The 22656-nt window shown below is 36.8% G+C and carries 14 protein-coding genes, 3 pseudogenes and 1 other annotated feature; of the genes and pseudogenes, 13 read left to right on the forward strand and 4 right to left on the reverse strand.

What is annotated here, in order from left to right; all coding sequences use genetic code 11:
* Positions 1 to 48 precede the first annotated feature (48 nt).
* The 5 genes and pseudogenes from V192_RS19100 to pheT all read left to right on the forward strand — a co-directional run bounded on the left by V192_RS19100 (position 49) and on the right by pheT (position 11637).
* Positions 49 to 3626: pseudogene (locus tag V192_RS19100) on the forward strand (PD-(D/E)XK nuclease family protein).
* The gene (gene addA, locus V192_RS0102810) at positions 3619 to 7419 is read left to right on the forward strand and encodes a helicase-exonuclease AddAB subunit AddA (RefSeq protein ID WP_025868856.1); all 3801 of its coding nucleotides are present in this window, start codon (positions 3619 to 3621) and stop codon (positions 7417 to 7419) included. Before V192_RS19100 ends, addA begins: the two are co-directional and overlap by 8 nt.
* A gap of 60 nt (positions 7420 to 7479) precedes the next feature.
* Complete coding sequence (locus tag V192_RS0102815) at positions 7480 to 7824, forward strand: winged helix-turn-helix transcriptional regulator (protein ID WP_025868857.1); 345 nt, start codon at positions 7480 to 7482, stop codon at positions 7822 to 7824.
* Between the two features lie 41 nt (positions 7825 to 7865).
* Positions 7866 to 8075, forward strand: a binding site (T-box leader).
* An 85-nt stretch (positions 8076 to 8160) separates the two neighbouring features.
* The gene (pheS, locus tag V192_RS0102820) at positions 8161 to 9207 is read left to right on the forward strand and encodes a phenylalanine--tRNA ligase subunit alpha (protein ID WP_025868858.1); all 1047 of its coding nucleotides are present in this window, start codon (positions 8161 to 8163) and stop codon (positions 9205 to 9207) included.
* A gap of 6 nt (positions 9208 to 9213) precedes the next feature.
* Entirely contained in the window at positions 9214 to 11637 is a 2424-nt protein-coding gene (pheT, locus tag V192_RS0102825) for a phenylalanine--tRNA ligase subunit beta (protein WP_025868859.1), read from the forward strand.
* Between the two features lie 54 nt (positions 11638 to 11691).
* On the opposite strand, the gene V192_RS0102830 is transcribed toward pheT, so the two are convergent.
* From V192_RS0102830 to V192_RS0102845, 4 genes are read right to left on the reverse strand one after another with little or no spacing between them, the layout of a single operon-like run.
* A complete protein-coding gene (locus V192_RS0102830) occupies positions 11692 to 12330 on the reverse strand; it encodes an amino acid ABC transporter permease (RefSeq protein ID WP_025868860.1) in 639 nt (212 codons plus the stop codon).
* A gap of 30 nt (positions 12331 to 12360) precedes the next feature.
* Positions 12361 to 13059, reverse strand: a complete 699-nt coding sequence (locus tag V192_RS0102835; protein ID WP_025868861.1) for an amino acid ABC transporter permease — start codon at positions 13057 to 13059, stop codon at positions 12361 to 12363.
* A gap of 46 nt (positions 13060 to 13105) precedes the next feature.
* Positions 13106 to 13927 (reverse strand): transporter substrate-binding domain-containing protein, encoded by an 822-nt coding sequence (locus V192_RS0102840; RefSeq protein ID WP_025868862.1) that lies wholly within the window; start codon positions 13925 to 13927, stop codon positions 13106 to 13108.
* A 44-nt stretch (positions 13928 to 13971) separates the two neighbouring features.
* Positions 13972 to 14700: an amino acid ABC transporter ATP-binding protein gene (locus V192_RS0102845; protein WP_025868863.1), complete on the reverse strand. Its 729-nt coding sequence runs from the start codon at positions 14698 to 14700 to the stop codon at positions 13972 to 13974.
* 452 nt (positions 14701 to 15152) lie between these two features.
* Here V192_RS0102845 and racE point away from each other — a divergent pair, with 452 nt between their 5' ends.
* The 8 genes and pseudogenes from racE to V192_RS0102885 all read left to right on the forward strand — a co-directional run bounded on the left by racE (position 15153) and on the right by V192_RS0102885 (position 22648).
* On the forward strand, positions 15153 to 15971 hold the full coding sequence (gene racE / locus V192_RS0102850) for a glutamate racemase (protein ID WP_035010801.1): 819 nt from the start codon (positions 15153 to 15155) through the stop codon (positions 15969 to 15971).
* A gap of 44 nt (positions 15972 to 16015) precedes the next feature.
* Positions 16016 to 17359: pseudogene (gene rph / locus V192_RS22550) on the forward strand (ribonuclease PH).
* Positions 17360 to 17369: 10 nt separating this feature from the next.
* Positions 17370 to 17882 (forward strand): metallophosphoesterase, encoded by a 513-nt coding sequence (locus V192_RS0102860; protein WP_025868865.1) that lies wholly within the window; start codon positions 17370 to 17372, stop codon positions 17880 to 17882.
* Between the two features lie 244 nt (positions 17883 to 18126).
* The gene (cbpB, locus tag V192_RS0102865; RefSeq protein WP_025868866.1) at positions 18127 to 18624 is read left to right on the forward strand and encodes a cyclic-di-AMP-binding protein CbpB; all 498 of its coding nucleotides are present in this window, start codon (positions 18127 to 18129) and stop codon (positions 18622 to 18624) included.
* A 95-nt stretch (positions 18625 to 18719) separates the two neighbouring features.
* A pseudogene (gene dapD / locus V192_RS19110) lies at positions 18720 to 19420 on the forward strand (2,3,4,5-tetrahydropyridine-2,6-dicarboxylate N-acetyltransferase).
* Between the two features lie 201 nt (positions 19421 to 19621).
* Complete coding sequence (locus V192_RS0102875) at positions 19622 to 20773, forward strand: efflux RND transporter periplasmic adaptor subunit (RefSeq protein ID WP_025868867.1); 1152 nt, start codon at positions 19622 to 19624, stop codon at positions 20771 to 20773.
* Positions 20766 to 21446, forward strand: a complete 681-nt coding sequence (locus V192_RS0102880) for an ABC transporter ATP-binding protein (protein ID WP_025868868.1) — start codon at positions 20766 to 20768, stop codon at positions 21444 to 21446. The genes V192_RS0102875 and V192_RS0102880 overlap by 8 nt, the downstream gene beginning before the upstream one ends.
* Complete coding sequence (locus V192_RS0102885) at positions 21443 to 22648, forward strand: ABC transporter permease (RefSeq protein ID WP_025868869.1); 1206 nt, start codon at positions 21443 to 21445, stop codon at positions 22646 to 22648. Before V192_RS0102880 ends, V192_RS0102885 begins: the two co-directional genes overlap by 4 nt.
* Positions 22649 to 22656 lie beyond the last annotated feature (8 nt).

The following is a 22656-nucleotide window of genomic DNA, read 5'->3' on the forward strand; positions in this document are numbered from 1 at the left end:
ATTTATGATAAACTAAAGTCAGGAAACATTTATAAAGGATGTGACAGAATGAGTCTACAATTTATCCGCGGAACCGCTGAAATGGATCTGGAAGAAGCGCTTTTACAGGCATCTGTTAAGTGGCTATCTGAAGATGAGACACATGAAGTTTTTTATATAGTACCCAATCATATGAAATTTGAGCAAGAAATCAATGCACTCAAGCGAATCAAAACGATTCAAGCAAATCAGAGTGACTCGATTGCCACAATGCGTTTTCAAGTGTTTAGCTTCTATCGCTTGGCCTGGTATTATTTACAACATACACAGTACTATAGTTCTGAAGTTCTTTCTGAAGCTGGAGCTGCGATGGTTTTTAGAAAAATATTATCTGAAAATGAAGAGACACTGAATGTCTTTCGAGGAGAAGTCAATAAATCAGGATTTATCCAACAATTATTTGATTTATATCAGGAAATAAAAGAAGGTAATATTGATTTAGACGATTTATTTGGTCACTTAACCGGAGCTGATTCAGATAGTAAAGAACAGGACTTACAACGAAAAGTTCAAGATATTAAATTAGTTTTTTCAAAATTTGAAGAAACAATGAGTCAATATGGCGTCAAATCAGCTGAGATTATCCAGTATTTAACGGATTATTTAGAAACAAAAGATCTTGGCAACGTGTTATTTGTGATCAACGGCTATCATCAATTTTCCGCTAGGGAACTAAAACTGATCGACACATTGATGCGTCGTGGTGGAGAAGTCAAGATTTCGTTAGTGCTGGACAAGATGTATCCTAATGAATTGCCGTCAATGATGAATCTATTTTATGAGACAGGAACGACTTATCATAAGCTTTATCAGCTGGCTAGACAGTCAAAGGTAGCTATTTTACCTGATCATGTAGAAAAAAATAATGTTTTGGTTTTAGATGACACTCTTCAAAACCTTGAAAAATATTGGGTGCAAGCACAGGAAAATCATCCACAAAAGAAAAAAGCACAAGTTACTGGTAATCACCTACAATTTTGGTGTGCAGAAAATCCTAAAGAAGAGATCAATCAAATTGCAAAAGAAATCCGTAGGCTGGTTGTTGAAGAAAATTATCGCTATAAAGATATTCAACTGCTCACACGAGAATTGGACAGCTATGAAACGATGATCGAGCCGTTATTTTCTATGCATGAGATTCCAGTCTATCTAGATCGTGATATGGCGATGGAGCAACATCCATTAGTGGAATTTATTCAGTCATTGTTTGCAATCAACAGGTATCACTATCGGTATCGGGATGTATTACGTTTTTTACGCACAGAATTATTTTTCCAAATCGAAGATCAGCTTTCAATTGAACAATGGTTGAATGAACGAAATGAATGGCGTCGTAAGGTGGACGTGACTGAAAATGTGGTGCTTGCTTATGGATATGAAGGCTATCATTGGGAAAAGCCCAAAGAGTGGCATTTTATCCGCTACGATTTTGAAGCAGATCAACAAGATGATACTGAGCTGATCGAAAAAGACTCAAATGCGGTTAGAGATCAAATTCAAAAAACAGTGCCAAAATTCTTTAACACACTTCTAAAAGCGAAGTCTGGTATCGAAGCAGCAGATTATTTCTACCGTTTTTTGGTCGATAATGGCGTAGAAAAGCAGTTGATGATGTGGCGTAATCAAGCATCCAAACTGGACAATTAGAAGCTGCTAGAAATCACGAGCAAACCTGGGAAGCTCTAATGACCTTGCTGGATGAGTATGTGACGATTTATGGAAATGATTCGTTTGATTTGACTTTATTTGAAGAAATATTTTCCAGTGGATTGGAAGGACTACGTTATAACAAAGTACCGACCGCAATCGACCAAGTACAAGTTCGAGCAATCGATCTAGCTCGACCAGGACAAGCTAAAATTGTTTTTGCTATTGGTTTGACAGATCAAGTTTTACCACAAAAATTCGAGAATAAGACGTTACTTTCAGATGAAGAGCGCCAATTTGTCAATGATCATTTAGAGGATGGACAATTCTTGTTGAATGACACTAGAAAAAGCATTGCTAAAGAACCATTTAACGCTTATATTATGTTTGCATCTGCAACTGAGCGTTTATATTTCTCTTATCCAAGTGTGAAAGATACAGCAAAAGATGTAAAACCTTCCACATATATAACGAATATCCAAACGGATTTAGGCTTGCCAATACAACAAAGAACTACCCTTACCATCTTAGATGATGAGCAGATCAGTATCCAGCATGTGGGAACTTATCGGACATTGATCAGCGATTTGACCAATCTAAAACGTCAGAAAAAAGAAACCCAAGTCGGGTTATCTGCATTTTGGTTAGAATTGGAACGAGCGTTGATGAAGCACGCTCAAGCACCACTAGCCAAGCATGTTTTTGAAAGTCTAGGTCATCAAAATTTACCGGAAAATTTACAAGAGCACTTAGCAGATGAACTATACAGCAAACAAATTTATACATCTGTTTCAAGGATGGAAAGTTTTTATCGTTGTCAGTATCAATACTTCTCTCGTTTCGGTTTAGGGTTAAAAGAACGCGATGTTTTTGGCTTGTCACCAGCTGCAACAGGTGATTTTTTCCATGAAGCTTTGGATCAGTTCTTTAAACTATTGATCACGCAAAATAAACAATTATCGGAACTAACAGATCGGGATGTTAGTGAATTTACTGAACAAATATTGAATGCTGTTTTCAGTGAAATCAAGTTTTCAATTCTTGATTCATCCAGCCGTATGAATTATATTCGTTATCAGTTGGGACAAACAATCAAAAAAGTGAGCTGGGCATTAAAGCGTCAAAGTGAACGCAGTGGAATGACAACTGTTCAAACGGAAGTTTTATTTGGGCAGATCGCCAGTCAAAAAGGGATCAAAGGGTTGGAATTGCCACTGCAAAATGGTGGAAATATCAGCGTTAGAGGAAAAATCGATCGTTTGGATCAATTAGTAACACCAGATTCCTTATATTTAGGTGTTGTCGATTATAAATCTAGTCATAAAAAATTTAATATCACTGAAGCCTATTATGGATTAGCAATGCAAATGTTGACTTATTTAGATGTTGCACTGATGGATGCTGTAAATCTAGTCGGACGTACAGCAAAACCCGCAGGTTCATTTTATTTACATGTTCATAATCCAATTCTACCTTATGAAACCGAAGATAAAAAAGAGCAGCAGCTTTTGAAGAAATTTCAATTTGATGGATTATTATTGAATGATCCGCTCTTGCTTGAAAACTTAGATAAAAGTTTGCAAGCAAAACAAAGCTCATTGATTTACCCGATCGAAGAGTCGGCTAAAGAAATTATTAAGCCAGGGCGTCGTCAAGAAGATAAATTTGTAACAGAGCCGGAATTAGATGCTTTATTGACCCATAATCGCAGTAAATTTATTGAAGCGGGAAACAAAGTCACAAGTGGTGAAATCGAGTTAAATCCTGCCTATCAAGGAAAAGAACGGATTGCTTGTCGTTTTTGTCCATTTAGAAGCGTCTGCAATTTCGATGTGATGTTAAAAGAAAATAATTACAACCGAATTGAGACACTTTCTAAAAAAGAAGTAATGGATCGATTGATCGAAAACGAGCAAAAAGGAGGAGCTAATGATGAGTAAGACGATTCCTTTACGTCCCGAAAATGAACAATTTACTGATAATCAGTGGCAAGCCGTTTTCGATGGGGATGAAAATATTTTGGTTTCTGCTTCAGCAGGTTCTGGAAAGACTACGGTTCTAGTTCGCCGAGTAATTGAAAAGCTTAAAAGCGGCGTGGAGATCGATCGTTTACTGATTGTGACGTATACAGAAGCTGCTGCTAAAGAGATGAAAGAAAGAATTCAGATCGCTTTACAAAAGGCTATTTCAAATGAAAGTGAACAAGAGCGTAAACAGCATTTTATCAGACAATTATCGCTACTTCCTACAGCAAATATCAGTACTTTGCACGCTTTTTGTTTAACTGTGATTCGCCGTTTTTATTATTTGATCGAAATGGATCCGGTTTTTCGTTTATTAACAGATGAAACTGAAATGCTACTTTTGAAAGAGGATGTTTGGGATGCGCTTAGAGAGCAGTTTTATGCGGAAGATCAAGAATCTTTTTATCAATTGACAGGTAATTTTTCAAATGATCGTAGTGATGATGGACTGACTCGATTGATTTTTTCTCTTTATGAATTTGCTCGAGCTAACCCTGATCCAGATGAATGGCTGTTGCATTTAGCGGACAGCTATCGTGTAACAGGGCAACTGGGTGATTCGAATTTATTTCAAGAATACTTGAAGCCCCAACTAATGGAAAGCTTGTTACGTTGTGTGGAGAGATATGAAGAAATGATCCGACTGACCGAAGGGGAAGAAAAACTAGAAAAAATTACAGTTCTTGCCAGAAATGAAAAAGAATTTGTTGAAACTTTCAGTAGTCAACTGGCAGATAATGATTTGGAATCTGGATTCGAAATATCAAAAACGGCTACATTTGAACGCTATCCCACAGTCCGTGCAGAAGATTTAAAAGAAACAGCTGCCCAAGCGAAATATTTGCGCGAACAAAATAAGAAAGCAATAAATGATATTTTAACAAATCTATTTACTTTATCGCCACAGCAAATGAAAGACATTTTAGCGCAATCCTTACCAGTCGTTGAAGAAATGGCTAGAGTTGGAAAAGCCTTCATCGAACGTTATAGCGAACAAAAGCTTAGAAAAGGCTTAGTTGATTTCAACGATTTAGAACATTTTACGTTAGCCATATTAGCGCATAAAGAAGCAGGAGAATGGGTTGCTACGGAAGCATCAAAATATTATCGAAACAAATTCGATGAAGTATTAGTAGACGAATATCAAGATATCAATCGCTTGCAGGAGACGATCCTGTATTGGCTTAGAAGGCCATCAGCCGAGGAAGGCAATTTATTTATGGTTGGGGATGTCAAACAATCTATTTATTCTTTCCGTTTAGCTGATCCAACGTTATTTATTGAAAAATACAATCAATATGGTCAAAACAAAGAAGGAAAGCGAATCGTTTTAGCTGAGAACTTCCGCTCTAGAAAGAATGTATTAGATTTTACCAATTTGATTTTTGAGCAGTTGATGGATGAACGAGTAGGGCAAATCGATTATGATGACGCTGCTAAGCTGGTTCATGGATTCGATCAGTTTCCAGACGCTGAAAACTATGATACCGAGCTGTTGATCTATGAAAAAAAATCAGAACAACTGGAAGAAAAGCTTCAAGTTGATGAATCTCAATTAATCTTAGAAGATAAAACCGAAGGCGAATTGCATATGACTGCGTTGAAAATCAGAGAATTGATCGACCAACAGTTTTTGATTTACGATAAGACTACGAAAGAAAATCGACCGCTCACCTATAGGGATATCGTTTTATTGACTCCTACTAAAAAAAATAATTTGACGATTTTGGAAATATTCAAATTAGCTGGGATCCCGATTCAAGTCAACGATGCACAAAATTATTTTCAAGCTACAGAGGTTCAGACGATGGTGGCTCTTTTACAAATCATCGATAATCCGTATCAGGATATACCACTCGCAGCTGTATTACGCTCCCCAATCGTGGGACTGAAAGAAAATGAATTAGTGATGATTCGTTTAGCTGACAAAAAAAGTTCTTATTATGAAGCTTTTTTACGGTTCAACCAAAATGATGCTACGACAAAAGAGCAGCAAACAGTGCAAGGAAAAACTGCACAGTTCGCGAATTGGCTGAACCAATGGCGTGAAATTGCTAGACGAAATCAGTTAGCCACATTAATTTGGCAAATTTATCAAGATACTGCGTATTTAGATTATGTAGGGGGAATGCCAGCGGGTAAGCAAAGACAGGCGAACTTATTTGCGCTTGTAGACCGAGCCGCCGCTTACGAACAGACAAGCTTTCGCGGATTATTTCAATTTGTGCGTTTTATTGAAAAAATGCAAGAAAAAGATAAAGATTTAGCAGAACCGGTTATTTTAAGCGAGGAAAATGCGGTTCGAGTAATGACGATCCATGCGAGTAAAGGCCTAGAATTTCCAGTGGTTTTTGTTTTGGATATGACAAAAGAATTCAATCTTGGTGATTTGAATGATCGCTATATTTTTGATGACCGCCTAGGTGTTGGAATTCGTTATCTCGATCAAGTCGATCGAATGCTATATGAGACATTGCCATTTTTAGCGATCAAACAGGCAAAATTAAAGAAATTGCTTTCCGAAGAAATGCGAAAGTTATATGTTGCCTTAACTCGAGCGGAACAAAAACTTTATCTAGTTGGCTCTTATAATAACCAAGAATCAACTTGGAAAGAGTGGTTAAAAGTCAGCGATGTTCAGAGCAAAGTATTGCCTAGTGAGAACCGCCTGCAAGGGAAAAGTAGCTTGATGAACTGGGTAGGAATGAGCTTGATTCGTCATCATAAAATGTCTGAATTTCAAACTGAGCACGTTACCGAGAAAGTTGCAGGAATCACAGAACATCCGGCAGGTTTTTGCGTCAGTTTTACGACTGAAAAAGAGATTCAAGAACAATTTGCTACCCTTCAATTTATTGAGACAAGCTCCGAAAATGAGCCGGATTCTGGACGTAATGACCCAAGAGTAGTCAAGCAAGGACTTGACCGCTTAAACTATGTGTATCCATATCAACTGTCAACAATCACAACAAACTATCAATCAGTTTCTGAAATCAAACGAATTTTTGAAGATCCAGACAATAAAGAGATCGCTAAAATTGAGCTTGATGATAAAAATACAATTCAGCCGACACCGATGATCATTCACCGGATGAGTGAAGGGGAGTTGGGTAAACCAAGATTTATTGAAACAATTCGCAAACCCTCGGCTTTAGAAGTAGGAACGGCAACACATTACTTGTTACAACTTTTGGATCTGACTAAAGAACCGACGAAAAAGGATATTCTTGCATTGATCGATGATCTGATTCAAACAAACATCATCAAGGAAAATGTAGCGAAGCAGATTAATATTGAACAAGTTCTCGCCTTTTACCAAACTAATCTAGGTCAGCAACTCCTGACTAGCCCTGCTCAAGTTGTCCGAGAACAACCATTTTCTATGTTATTAAAGGCAGAAGAGTTGATAAAGGATTATCCGAAAAAGACGGATGATGATCTACTGATTCACGGAATGATCGATGGTTATATCGAACAAGAAGAGACCTGTCTTCTCTATGATTACAAGACAGATTTTGTTCAAGATATTGGAGATGATCAAGAAATCAAAAAAATCATCCAGCGCTACAAAGGGCAACTGAATTTGTATCGAAAAGCATTGGTTCAAGCTACTGGCAAACAAGTAACTCAAGTCCTGTTGGTGTTGTTATCTGCAGGTATCATCATTGATATGGATGACGGGCAAATTATAGAAAAAATGAAAAAATGAAAGCAGATATACTTACAAATTGTAAGTTGTGTGCTATACTCAGTTCACGAGGTGAGGAAAATGGAGCAAGTAAAAACAACCGAATTTTCACTATGTCCTAAATTTGAAAAAGCTTTTGTGATTTTAGGAAAAAAATGGAATGGTTTGATTATTGATGTCTTGTTGGAAAATGGTCCTCAACGATTTGGTGAGTTAAGACAAAAAATCCCTGAACTAAGCGATCGAGTGTTAGTTGAACGTTTGAAAGAACTTGAACTTGAAGGGATTATTTCAAAAGCAGTTCGCTGTGATGAGAGTAGTCGTTTAGAATATTTCCTCACCAATAAAGGGAAGGATCTGCAACAAGCAATGGAACAAATCCAAGAATGGGCAGAAAAATGGGTCACCGTAGAAGAATGCGGTTGACCTAGGACTTAATTTCTTGTAAACTGTAATCAATTGAATAACAAAAAATGTTGATGGAAAAGAGTAATTTGGCTGATACGAAAAGGGAAAACCTGTCTTAGACTGTAAACAGGTTGCGTAATCGAAAAATGAAGTTCACTTCCGGAGTTTGTTTGTTCTAAAAAGAGCAGACCGGTGAAAGCCGTTATAAGAATTGAGTGCATGATTTTTGATCATGAAGTAGGATGGTAACACGATAGCTCGTTCCTTATTAGGAATGGGCTATCGTTTTTTATTTTGACTCGATTTACCAGTTAGTCAAAAGATACAATCAAGCAAAAGAAAGGAATAGAAAAAATGTCATTAAAAGCTCAATTAGAAGCGTTAAGAGATGAAACATTGAATAATATTCAAAAGGTTGCTGATCTTAAAGCGCTAAATCAAATCAGGGTAGAAACATTAGGGAAAAAAGGTCCTATCACAGAAGTGTTGAGAGGCATGAAAGATTTATCTGCAGAAGAGCGTCCAGTAGTTGGCAGTTTTGCAAACGAAATTCGTGACTTATTGACAGAAGCAATTGAAACACGTAAAGAAGTGCTGGAATCTGCGGCTTTAAATACTGCTTTAGAACAAGAAACAATCGATGTGACATTACCAGGTAAACAAATGATTCATGGAACTCGCCATGTATTATCTCAAGTCATGGAAGAAATCGAAGATATTTTTGTTGGGATGGGCTATCAAGTTGTTGAAGGGTATGAAGTTGAATCGGATCAGTATAACTTTGAACGAATGAACTTACCTAAAGATCACCCAGCTCGCGACATGCAGGATACTTTTTATATTTCAGATGAAATTTTGATTCGCACACATACATCACCTGTTCAAGCTAGAACAATGGAAAAACATGATTTTTCAAAAGGGGCATTACGCATGATCTCTCCTGGGAAAGTTTTCCGCAGAGATACCGATGATGCGACACATAGCCATCAGTTCCATCAAATCGAAGGCTTAGTCATTGATAAAAACATTACAATGGGGGATCTTAAAGGAACATTAGAAGTTGTCATGAAAAAAATGTTCGGTGAAGACCGTAAAATTCGTTTGCGTCCAAGTTATTTTCCGTTCACTGAACCTTCAGTTGAAGTTGACGTTAGTTGCTTCAAGTGTGGTGGTGCTGGCTGTAATGTCTGCAAACAAACGGGGTGGATCGAAATTTTAGGCGCAGGTATGGTTCATCCTGATGTTTTATCTATGTCAGGAATCGATCCGAATGAATACACCGGGTTTGCTTTTGGTTTAGGACCAGATCGTGTAGCGATGCTGCGTTACGGTGTTAATGATATTCGTAATTTCTATCAAAATGATTTACGTTTCTTAAATCAGTTCAAGGTAAAGGAGTAGTCGACGATGTTAGTTTCTTATAAATGGTTAAGTGAGTATTTAGATCTTTCGAAAATTTCTGCAAAAGAATTATCTGACCAAATGTCTTTGACTGGGATCGAAGTCGAAGGTGTTGAGGTACCAGAAGAAGGCTTGAAAAAAATAGTGGTTGGCGAGGTCAAGGAATGTATTCCTCATCCGAATTCAGATCATTTATCGATTTGCCAAGTGGATATCGGTGAAGAAGAATTATCACAAATTGTTTGTGGTGCACCGAATGTCAAAGTCGGTATCAAAGTGATCGTAGCTTTACCAGGTTCTCGTATTGCTGGCAATCAAAAAATCAAAAAAGGAAAAATGCGCGGTGAGGTCTCAAATGGTATGATCTGTTCTTTACAAGAATTAGGTTATTCTGATAATGTGATTCCTAAAGCTTATTCTGACGGCATTTATTATATGCCGCAAGAGGCTGTCAATGGCGATGATGTCTTTTCTTATTTAGATATGGATGATCATATTATCGAATTGTCGATTACACCAAATCGTGCAGATGCGTTAAGTATGCGTGGGGTTGCATATGAAGTAGGCGCTATTTACCGTCAAACGCCTAAATTCAATGATGCAGTTTTAGAAGAAGATGCTAGTGAAACGGCTGCTGATTACATTTCTGTTGAAGTGGAAGATAAAAAAGATACACCCGCTTATCAAATCAGAATCATCAAAGATGTAAAAATTGCAGAAAGTCCGTTGTGGTTGCAAACACGTCTAATGAATGAAGGCATTCGTCCGATCAACAACGTGGTTGATGTAACAAACTACATTCTTTTATTATTTGGACAACCCTTACATGCGTTTGATTATGATAAATTAGATAGCCAAACTATTTTAGTGAGACGCGGTAAATCGAACGAAGAAATTGTCACTTTAGATGGCGAAACAAGAAAAGTATCGGATGAAAATATTGTCATTACAAACGGAAAAGCTCCAGTAGCTTTAGCTGGCGTAATGGGTGGTGCCAATTCAGAGATTACTGACGAAACAACTACAGTTGCTTTAGAATCAGCATTATTTGATTCTTTATCTATTCGTAGAACCTCAAAAGAATTCAATTTACGCAGTGAATCTTCTAGCCGCTTTGAAAAAGGTATTAATCATGCAACGATTGGCGAAGCGGGTGATGTAGCTGCAGCAATGATCGCTAAGTTAGCTGGGGGAACAGTTGTTTCAGGAAAAGCAGTTGGCTCCGAATTGACCCTTGAAGATGTGCTTGTCAGTGTAACGATTTCACGGATCAATGAATACTTGGGCACTGAGATGGATCAAGCGACAGTGAGTGAAATTTTCGATACGTTAGGCTTTGCTTACGAACTTGATCAAGAAAAATACACTGTAACGGTGCCTCCTAGACGTTGGGATATTACGATTGAAGCAGACTTGATCGAAGAAGTTGCACGCATCTACGGGTATGATAACTTGCCATCAACCTTACCAAAAGGGGAAACTGTGGCAGGAAGTTTAACGAGTGGACAATTATTAGTTCGTAAAATCAAAGGTTTATTAGAAGGCTGTGGTGCAAGTGAAGCAATCAGCTACGCGTTGACAACAGAAGAGAAATCTCGTCAATTTATGATAAGAGACAGTTTAACAACAAGTCTACAATGGCCGATGAGTGAAGAACGTTCTGTTTTAAGAATGAACTTGATTTCAGGCTTGCTTGATGATGTGGCATATAATGTTGCTCGTAAAAATAATAATGTTGCTCTTTATGAAATCGGTCGAGTGTTTTACCAAGATAACGACCCTAAAAAACAATTGCCATATGAAGAAAATCATTTAGGCATTGTCTTATCAGGAAATAGAGTGGTAAAAGATTGGCAGACAAAAGAAACGCCCGTTGATTTTTATACAATCAAAGGAATGCTTGAGGTTTTATTTGACTCTGTAGGTATTGCAGATAAAATATCGTATGCTGCGACAAAAGATCAGCAACAGTTACACCCAGGAAGAACAGCTTTAGTGAAATTGAATGATACAGTCATCGGTTTTATTGGTCAAGTTCACCCAACAGTAGCAAAAGAATATGAGATTCCAGAAACATATGCTGCTGAATTAAATCTTCAAGCAATCATTGAAGAAGAAAATGACGCCTTAGTTTACCAACCAATTTCAAAATTCCCAGCAGTTTCTAGAGATATTGCGTTGTTAGTTGATGAATCGATAACAAGCCAAGAATTAATTGAAACGATTTCTAAACACGCTGGAAAATTCTTGCAATCCGTCCATTTATTTGATGTTTACCAAGGAGATAATATCACTGAAGGCAAAAAATCAATGGCTTATAGCTTAACTTTTATAAATGCGGAAGCGACATTAGTCGATGATGAAATCAATCGCTCAATGGAAAAAGTGGAAAAAGCTTTAGTAGAGGAATTTAACGTAACGATTCGATAAAAAATAAAAGTGTAGCGAAAACTATATTTTAGTTTTTGCTACACTCTTATTTTTTTATACCCAGTTTCTAGACAGCCATCTCGAAAATTGAGAGATCGAGAAGTTGATCACGAAATACATCAAAGCCACAAGTCCGTATATAGCAAAGACTTGCTCCGTTTGTGCATAGCGACCCATTAAAATATATGATTTACCAAATAGTTCTTGTAGAGCAATCACTGAATATAAGAAACTAGTATCTTTGATCACTGTTACGAACTGTGAAACGATAGCTGGCAAGACATTGCGGATTGCTTGAGGTAAGACGATATATATAAGAATCTGAAAATTACTAAATCCTTGTGAACGAGCCGCTTCTTTTTGACCTTTATCTACACCGTTTAAACCACCACGGATAATTTCAGCTAGAGCCGCAGTTGTGAAAACAGTGAAGCTGACAATACCAGCTGGGGTAGACTTGATCTTAAAGATCAAAAAAATTACATAAATCCATAATAAGTTGGGAATATTCCGAACGATTTCAATATATAAACTAGCTAAAAATTTTAAAGGCCCGCTTTTTTGGTTTCTCAACACAGCTAAAATTGTCCCGAAAATGGTACTTAAAACAATCGATACAAAAGAAATATAAAGTGTAAGCTTCAAACCATCGAATAAAAAGCGCAAATTATTGCCGGTCAGCAGCTGACTCATTTGTTGCGAAAAAGACATGTTTGCATCCTCCTATCTGGTATAAGCTTTCTTATTATTTTCTTCAAGTTTTCTAGCCAAATTAGCTAATGGGAAGCACAAGATAAAGTAAAGCAATCCTGCAACGGTGAAAGCCGGAATATAATTTAAATTGATCGAAGACCAACTATTGGCAGTAAACATTACATCCGCACCTGAAATAATCGCAACAGTTGATGTATTTTTGATTAAATTGACGATTTGATTCGTTAACGGCGGCAACATGATGCGCCAAGCTTGAGGCAAGACAACGTAGAGCATTGTTTTTCCATAAGAAAAGCCTTGGGAATATGCGGCTTCAAATTGCCCTTTTGGCACAGCGCCAATGCCAGAACGAACAACTTCAGAGATATAAGCGCCATGATAAAGACCAACGCAAATAATGGCGATAGTTGTTGTTGAAAAAGTCAACATCGGACTTATCAAAGGGAAGCCATAGTAGACTACAATAAATTGAATCAACAATGGTGTGTTTTGAAAAAACTCAACATAGATTCGACTGATTAACTTCAATAGTTTATTTTTCATCGCTGATAGACTGCCAAAAAAGATACCAAGAATCATTGCAACAATCAGTGAACCAAGAGCCAATAAAATGGTATAAAGGAAAGCATCACCAAAAAGTCTCCAGTCTTTGAATAATGCTTCCCACCGATAGAGTGCAAACGGTCCTGCATTTGCTATAATGAACATCTAAATTCCTCCTAAATCCTGACAAAATCGAATAGAATCAGGCATGTCAATCTAGATTCCATGTTTTGTAGATTTTTTCTAAAGTACCATCTTTTTCCCATTTTTCGATATATCCATTTAATGTATCGTTTAATTCAGTATTGGCTTTTTTCGTTGTTATACCGTATTCTTGCGGTGAGAATCCGTCTTTAAGAATCTCCGTACTGTCATCGACGTAACCTGTTAAAATAGATTTATCAACAGAAAAAGCATCGATTCTTTTAGAAGTCAAGGCTGTTTTTAATTCTGGATACGAACCAAGTTCTTGATATTTAAAAGATACACCTAATTCTTTTGCTTGTTTTTCGATGGCTTCTTTGGTCGTTGAAGATTGAACGACGCCAATTGTTTTTCCGTCAAGACTTGCAGTATCGGTGAATTTATCTGCTTTTCTCACTAAGAAGCCAACCTCATCTTTATAATAAGGCGTTGTGAAATTGTATGTTTCTTTTCTCTCGTCTGTAATCGTAAATGTAGCGATCACCATATCCAATTCACCATTATCCAATAATGGTCCTCGCGTTTTAGCGGTTACTCCGACGAATTCTACATTATCTTCACTACCAGTCAATTCTTTAGCAATCAAACGGGCGATGTCTGGCTCCATTCCTTCGTTTTTATTTGTATCTGGATTCATATATCCAAAATTGGGAACATCTTCTTTAACACCCACTTTGATGACACCAGCATCTTTAATTTTTTGGATATCTGTTGTTCCTTTAGAACCAGAACTTGCAGATTTATCGCCATCTCCGCTGCCGCAACCTACAATTACTCCTAGTAATAAAGCAAGTGATAACGCACCTAGTATTTTTTTTGTCTTTTTCATTAAATATTCCTCCTTGTAAATTTCTTAATAGTATCGTTGTGTTACTAATTATGAATGATTTTACTTAAAAATTCTTTGGCACGTTCGTTTTGCGTGCTCGTAAAGAAATGCTCTGGTGTTCCTGTTTCAATAATTTGCCCATCATCCATAAAAATAACCTTATCAGCGACTTGACGTGCAAAGCCCATTTCGTGCGTAACGCAAATCATTGTGATATTTTGCTTAGATAGATCAACCATAACATCCAAGACTTCTTGGATCATTTCTGGATCTAAAGCTGACGTTGGTTCATCAAATAAAATAATCTCTGGATGCATGTTTAATGCTCTAGCGATAGCCACTCGTTGTTGTTGTCCACCGGAAAGCTGAGCAGGGTAGGCATTGGCTTTATCAGCTAGACCGACTCTTTCCAAGTATTCCATTCCGGTTTTGGTTGCTTCTTCTTTGCTCACACCTTTGACTTTGATCGGTGCCAATGTCAGATTTTGAATGATTGTTTTGTGCGCATATAAGTTAAAGCTTTGAAAGACCATCGCCACTTTTTGCCGCACCTGCTGAACAGGGGCTTTTGGCTCTGTAATATCGATACCGTCTACTAGTATATGCCCGTCACTAACTTTTTCTAAACGGTTGATACAACGAATCAATGTGCTTTTTCCAGAGCCTGAAGGTCCGATGATCACAATTTTTTCTCCCTCAGCAACACTTAAAGACACATCTTTCAACACATGATGATCCCCAAAAAATTTATTTACATGTTCCAATGAAATCATGCTCATTCTCCTTTATGTATAAAATTATCACATCACTTTTAGTGACCATTGATAGACGAGTAAATAGATAGAAATATAAAAAGGACATCTTTTTATAAACTAAGAATATGGAAAGAGGATAAGATATACTTTTTTTATATCTAATATAGCTTTTAAAGCCTGTTCGATGAAAAAGGAACGTCCTCTTCATAAAAATTGTTTTCGTTTTAATTTAATCTTTTCATCATAATTCTATTCGTTTGTTAATGTTAGAAATTATAACATACGAAAAATGAGATTACCAGTTTTTTTTCTATAGTCGATAAAAAAATACACTTAGTAAACATACAGCAAATGAAACCTTGATGAAAAAAGTGATATAATATGAAGCAGACTGACATTAAAACTTGAAAAAAGGAGTCAAAAAGTAGAGAATAAAGATAGTGAAAAAATACTGTAAAGGTTTGATTGACTTGAATAATCATGAAGCAATAGGATTTATAGATTCCGGAGTCGGTGGACTTACGGTAGTGAAAGAAGCAATGAGGCAATTACCAAATGAACGATTGATTTATCTTGGAGATACAGCGAGATGTCCATACGGACCAAGGCCTGCTGAGCAGGTCGTGCAGTTCACTTGGGAAATGACAAATTTTCTTTTAGAAAAGAAGATCAAGATGTTAGTGATTGCCTGTAATACAGCGACAGCTGTTGCATTAGAAGAGATCAAGGCATATTTAGATATACCTGTAGTTGGAGTGATTCTACCGGGAACGAGAGCTGCTTTGAAGGCGACAAAAAATAATCGAATTGGGATTATCGGTACCGCTGGAACAATCAAAAGTAGTGCATATGAGAAGGCATTAAAGAGTAAAGTACCAAATACATTTGTTTCCAGTTTAGCGTGTCCAAAGTTTGTTCCTCTCGTTGAGAGTAATGAGTTTCACTCTTCTGTGGCAAAAAAAGTAGTATCAGAAACATTAAATCCACTACAATTGAAAAAATTGGACACTCTGATTTTGGGCTGTACGCACTATCCTTTGTTACGTCCTTTGATTCAAAATGTAATGGGAAGTCAAGTGAAATTGATTGATTCGGGTGCTGAAACGGTAAGCGAAGTTAGCATGTTGCTAGACTATTTTGATATAGCAAATACTCCACAATACAAAAATGAAGCAAACGAATTTTATACGACTGGATCGGCAAAGATGTTTAAAGCGATTGCTGATGACTGGCTAGATTTAGAAACAATAACGGTTGAGCAAGTTCGGTTATCTAATATAGTTAGATAATTTTTCTATTGAGGCTTAACTATTTTTAGGAGGAATAATACATGATCAGACATGATGGAAGGCAAGCAAAAGAATTAAGAAAAATCACTATTGAGACCAATGTCTATAAGCATCCAGAAGGTTCAGTTGTGATTTCTTTTGGCGATACTAAAGTAATCTGTTCTGCAACGGTGGAAGAAAAGGTACCACCGTTTTTAAAAGGTGAAGGAACAGGTTGGGTGACAGCAGAATATAGTATGCTTCCAAGAGCCACGAATACAAGAAATATTCGTGAAAGCGCCAAAGGAAAGCTGACTGGTCGAACGTTGGAGATTCAACGTTTAATTGGTCGTTCATTACGTGCTGTTATCGATTTAAAGAAATTAGGAGAAAGAAGTATCATTGTTGATTGTGATGTTGTCCAAGCGGATGGTGGAACTAGAACAGCCAGTATTACAGGAGCGTTTGTTGCGATGAAAATCGCAGTCGATAAACTGCTTAAAAAAGGAGAACTTCAAGAAGATCCGATTAAAGAATATTTAGCTGCAGTCAGTGCAGGAATTTTAAATGATGGAAATTGTGTTCTTGATTTAGATTATGTAGAAGATTCTGCTGCAGCAGTTGATATGAATTTGGTAATGACAGAATCTGGTAATTTCGTTGAGCTTCAAGGAACAGGAGAAGAGGCCACTTTTTCAGGAGATGAGCTAAACTCATTATTATTCTATGGTAAGACAGGAATTGAACATTTGATTGCCTATCAAAAAGAAGCCTTAATGAACCAACTAAGTGAAATATCTTTTCCCGCAGAAGCTAAAACAATCGTGATCGCCACAAGAAATCCAGGAAAAGCCAAAGAATTTACGAAAATTTTTGCCGAGAAAGGCTATCATGTCAAAACGTTATTAGACTATCCAGAGTTACCGGATGTTGAGGAAACAGGGAAAACCTTTGAGGAAAATGCTCGTTTAAAAGCAGAAACGATTGCGACGCTCATAAAACAACCTGTTTTAGCAGATGATTCTGGTTTGATTGTTGATGCTTTAGACGGCAGACCAGGAATTTTTTCAGCGCGTTTGCTGGAGAACCAACAAATAATGCTGCCAATAATGCAAAATTACTGCATGAACTAACCGGGATTCCAAAAGAAAAACGAACAGCTACATTTCATTGTACACTTGTATTTGCGGCTCCTGATAAAGAAAGCTTAGTAGTAGAAGGAGATTGGCTGGGAGAAATTGGTACAATCCCACGGGGAGATCACGGTTTTGGATATGATCCACTATTTTTGTACCAGAAGAACAAAAACCGCAGCCGAGCTTTCAGATGAACGTAAAAATGAAATCAGTCATCGAGGAAAAGCTGTTGCAAAACTAAGAGATCAATGGGAAAATTGGTTAAAAAATTAGGAGGCTTTGTATGAAATATCTAGTAGTGAGCGACAATCATGGTGATCGTGATATATTAGTTGATTTAGCCGATACCTATCGGGGAGAAGTAGATAAAATGTTTAATTGTGGTGATTCGGAATTAGAACCTACCGATGTATTATGGAATGACTTTATTGTGGTCAAGGGAAATTGCGATTATGATCCTGAATTTCCTAACACAATTGTTGAAAAAAATGGTACAGATACTATTTTTATGACACATGGACATTTAGCGAACGTCCGTATGGGTCTAACTACTCTAGCTCTACAGGCTGATCAGGCCAATGCAACTATTGTATTGTTTGGCCATACCCACGAGATCGGTTGCGAGGTTCGGGCAAATGTTCTTTACTTAAATCCTGGAAGTATCAGTCAGCCAAGAGGTCCGATTCAACTGAAATCGTATGCGATCATCGAAAGTACAACGAATCAATTTGTTATTCAATATTATGGACGAGATCATCGACCGTTTAAAGAATTGCATTTTATTTTTAACAAATAGTCATTTATGGAGAAGTATACAGTTGCAAGAGATTGTATCTGATTCCATCATTTATTTGTATTTAGGGCGTAGAGTATTTTGTCCAGTTCTACTTAGATTTCCTCCAAGAACAAAACGTGAAGAAAGTAAGATCAAACCTTAATTTTTTTTAAGAGTTATGAAAAAAGTTTGAATTTAAAGACATTTGCAGACGTTTTCTGTACAATGATACTTGTGGCAAAGAAAATGAAATGGAGGCACTCCAATGATTGGAACTGCTGTAAAAGAATTATTATTAGAAAAACAAGAAACCTTTTTGATTCCTGCGGAAAATGTTGCAAATGTAATGTGTTTGAATCCGCTAAGTCATGCTCTACTAGTTTTATCTCAAGTGAAATATTCAAAAATCCCAGTTTTAGATAAAGGGGATCGTTTTGTTGGATTGATCAGTTTATCAGATGTCGTAGATAAAATGTTCGATATCACATCAGTTGATTTTGATAAATTAAAAGATTTTACTGTTGCAGATGTCATGGAAGTAAATGTTCCAGTGATCGGTGAAAAGTGGGAATTAGAAGATGTTCTCCATTTATTAGTTGACGCAGCATTTCTCCCAGTTGTAGATGATAATCAATGCTTTAAAGGGATCATCACAAGAAAAGAATTGCTAAAAGCGATCAATCATATGGCTCATGAGTTGGAAAGAAAAAATATCATCCTTCCAAAATCAGGCGAAGAATCAAGGGAAATGAAGGTTATTTAATACTTAACGATTCAGTAAGTTAGGTGGTAAAAAAAATAGCAGTATTTCTGGGAAATCGGTGAATCTGCTGTTTAATTATGAGGGGAGTTACGTGGATGGACGCATACGAAATTATTAACTATATCGGGAACGCTGAGAAAAAGACACCAGTAAAAGTCACATTAAAAGGTAAGCTTAAGGAAGTAACATTTCCTGATGAGATTCAAGCCTTTACAAACTGTAAAACAGGAACTTTATTTGGTGAATGGAAAGTAGTAAAAGAGTTTTTAGAACAAAATAAAGAGAATATTATAGATTATGTAATAGAAAATGATTCTAGAAATTCTGCCATCCCAATGCTGGATATTAAAGAAGTCAATGCGCGCATCGAACCGGGAGCAACAATCAGAGATCAGGTTGAAATCGGTGATAATGCAGTGATCATGATGGGTGCTGTGATCAATATCGGTGCTGTGATCGGAGCAGGCTCAATGATTGACATGGGTGCAATCTTGGGGGGACGTGCTACAGTTGGTAAAAATTGCCATATTGGTGCAGGAACAGTCTTAGCCGGAGTGATTGAACCACCGAGTGCAGAGCCTGTTGTCATTGAAGACAATGTGCTGATTGGTGCGAATGCTGTTGTTTTAGAAGGAATTCGAGTTGGTGAGGGAGCTGTTGTTGCAGCGGGAGCGATTGTCGTCGATGATGTTGCGCCGTACACCGTTGTTGCTGGAGTACCTGCTAAAAAATAAAAGATATTGATGCAAAAACCAAAAGTAAAACGAATATGATGGAAGAGCTACGTAAGTTATAACTTATAAGAAAAAGTTTTTCTGAATCATCTCGTTATCTAAATTATATGTGAGTAGGACACAACTCTTTGAGTCATGTCCTACTCATTTTTTGTTATATTAAACTTGCAATTATGTAAGTTTAATGTTCGTCTATTCAATTCTCTGTAAGTTTATTTTTAGCTATAATTAGTTATTCAAGTTAAACAGGAGGAACGAACATTATGAAAAATAAAAAAATTAAAATAGTTATTGGTGGTATTCTGATTGGATTGGGTGTGGGAAGTTATTTTCTCTTTTTTTCATCACCTAAAAATACGGAACCTAGCTATAATGTCTTTACGTTAGAACAATTGGACCCACTGATGTTAAAAGGAGAAGTCAATGCTGCTCAAACAGAAAATATTTTTTATGATCAAACCTTAGGAACTGTTGCAGATACTCCAGTAAAACAAGACCAAGAAGTTAAAAATGGAGATGTTTTACTTAATTATTTAAATGGGGAGGCGCAGAGTCGTGCAGACCAACAACAACGATCAGTTAATAAAAGTAGTTTAACAGCTCAGCAAGCTGCTCAAAATCTAGGGCGAGCTCAGACCCGTTATAACCAAGCACAAGCAAGTTTAAACCAAAGCCAAGCTGAATTCGATAGAGAAACAGATCCAGAAAAGAAAGAGGAGCTTAAAGGCAAGGTTGAGCAGCAAAAAACAGAGGTCACAACCACAAATAATGAAACGATTCAAGCCCAGCAAGCATTGGATTTAGCCAATACAGAAGTGAGTGACGAAGCAGCCGCGCTTGAAACTGAACAAGGAAAAGTTACCTCAACTGTTACAGCTACGATCGATGGTATTGTAATGGTCAATGAAGCAGGGAAGAAATCATTGGAGCAGCCATTAGTACAAGTGTTAAGTAAAACGAAACAGACTAAAGGAATCGTCACAGAATATGATTTAAATAAATTGAAAGTAGGACAAGAAGTCAATGTGACGTCAATTGGTTCAAATCAAACAGCACAAGGAAAAATCAATAGTATCAATCAATTGCCTAAAACAAGCAAAGGCAACGATTCAGAAATTCCAACGTATGAGTTTATTGTGGATGGAGATTTTCCGTGGGCTTATGGCTCATCAGTACAAGTTTCGTTACAACAACCGCAATTAGTTTTACCTGAAAAGTCAATCGTGAAAAAAGATGACAAAACGTTCGTTTATGTCTATAAAAATGGCCGAGCTGTAAAAACAGACGTCAAAGTTGTTGAGGTTAATGGCGCTAAAAATGTAGAGTCTGGTGTTTCAAAAGGAGTCAAAATCATTGCAAATCCTGATGAAGCTTTGAAAGATAAAGCAGAAGTGCAGGTGGTCGAAAATGATTAAACTTGAACAAATCAACAAATTTTACTCATTGGAAGAAGAAACACTCCATGTTTTGAAAAATATAAACTTTGAAATCAACGAAAAAGAGTTTGTGGCCGTTATGGGTCCATCTGGTTCAGGTAAATCGACCTTGATAAACCTGATTGGTTTTATTGATAAAAAATTTGAAGGCAAATACTTGTTTGAAAGCAAAGAAATTACGGATTTTTCTGATAAAGAACTTTCAGCTATTCGTAATAAATCAGTTGGTTTTGTTTTTCAAAATTTTAGTTTAATTGAAAATAACACTGTTTTCGAAAATGTTGAGCTACCATTACTATATAACGGCACAGCCTACACCAATACCAAAGCGAGAGTGCAAGAAGTATTAAGCAAAGTCGGTTTAGCTGATAAAGGCAATAAATATCCGAAACAACTTTCCGGCGGTCAACAACAACGAGTGGCCATCGCAAGAGCCATTGTGAATTCACCAAGATTTATTATCGCCGATGAACCAACAGGCGCTCTAGATTCCAAAACCTCGGAAGATATTATGCAATTATTTCAGGATTTAAACAAAAATGAAGGTGTAACTATTATATTAGTCACTCATAATCCTGAAATGGTCTCATATTGTGATCGCTTGATTCGGGTCAAAGATGGAGTTATCGTTGAAGAGGAGCTGATTAAATGAAAAATTTCGTTATTTGGAAGACGGCTTTAAAATCGATTCTGAAAAATAAAAAACGCAGCTTCTTGACGATGTTCGGCATTATTATTGGAATTGCCTCAGTGATTACAATCGTGTCAATCGGAAATGGATTTAAACGAGATATGATCGACAAGATGTCAATGACTAACACAAATGAAAACGTGAGTAATATTACATTCAATTATTATGATGTAGCGAACGCCTTTGCTGAAAATGAAATCTTCAAAAAAAGCGATTTTGATTTGATCAAAAATATAAAGGGCGTTAAAAAAGTTGACCTATTTATACCAAAGACAAAATTGACTCAACGCCAAGTCGAGCTATACATTCGAGGTAAAAAACTAACGAAAAAAGTAGAAAGAGTTGATCATACATCCGAAAATTTATTGAGTGGTCGACAAATCGAGTCAAAAGATAACGAGACATTAAACAAAGTGGTAGTTATTGATGAACTATTAGCCCAAAAATTATATGGGGACCCTGAAAAAGCACTTGGAAAAGGCTTTGAGGTGATGAATGAATTATTTACAGTTGTTGGAATTAAAGCGAGCCAAAATGGAACGTTATCAATGGAAAACGAAATGCCTCTTGCCTATTTTCCGATTAAAAGTTACGATCATTATTTTAACAAACCAGAAAGTCGTTCAATTTTAAATTTAGAAATAGAACCTGGTGAAGATATGGAAAAAGTGACGACAGAAGTACTAAAACAGCTGAATTTTAGCGGCAGTTTGAGAAATACTGGCGAATACGAAAACTACAATCCTAAATCAGGAATTGATGAAATGGGGAGTATTTTAGATAATCTGACGCTATTTATTTCAGCAGTCGCTGGAATCTCATTGTTTATTGCAGGTGTTGGTGTCATGAACATGATGTACATTTCTGTTTCTGAAAGAACGAAAGAAATCGGGATACGTCGTGCTTTGGGCGCTACAGAAAAAGACATTAAAAAGCAATTTCTGGCTGAAGGATTAACATTAACATTATTAGGCGGTTTAACTGGGTATCTATTAGGCATGATTTTAGGAATCGTTGTGTCAATGTTTTTACCTTTTACAGTACGACCAGATTTATTTACAATCAGCTTGGCTGTGGGAATTTCAGTTTTGATCGGTGTTGTCTTTAGTTATATGCCAGCCTCAGCGGCTTCTAAAAAGGACTTGATCGATATCATGAAATAATCCAAAAA

The sequence above is a fragment of the Enterococcus crotali genome (assembly GCF_000633635.1).
Taxonomy (GTDB): domain Bacteria; phylum Bacillota; class Bacilli; order Lactobacillales; family Enterococcaceae; genus Enterococcus_L; species Enterococcus_L crotali.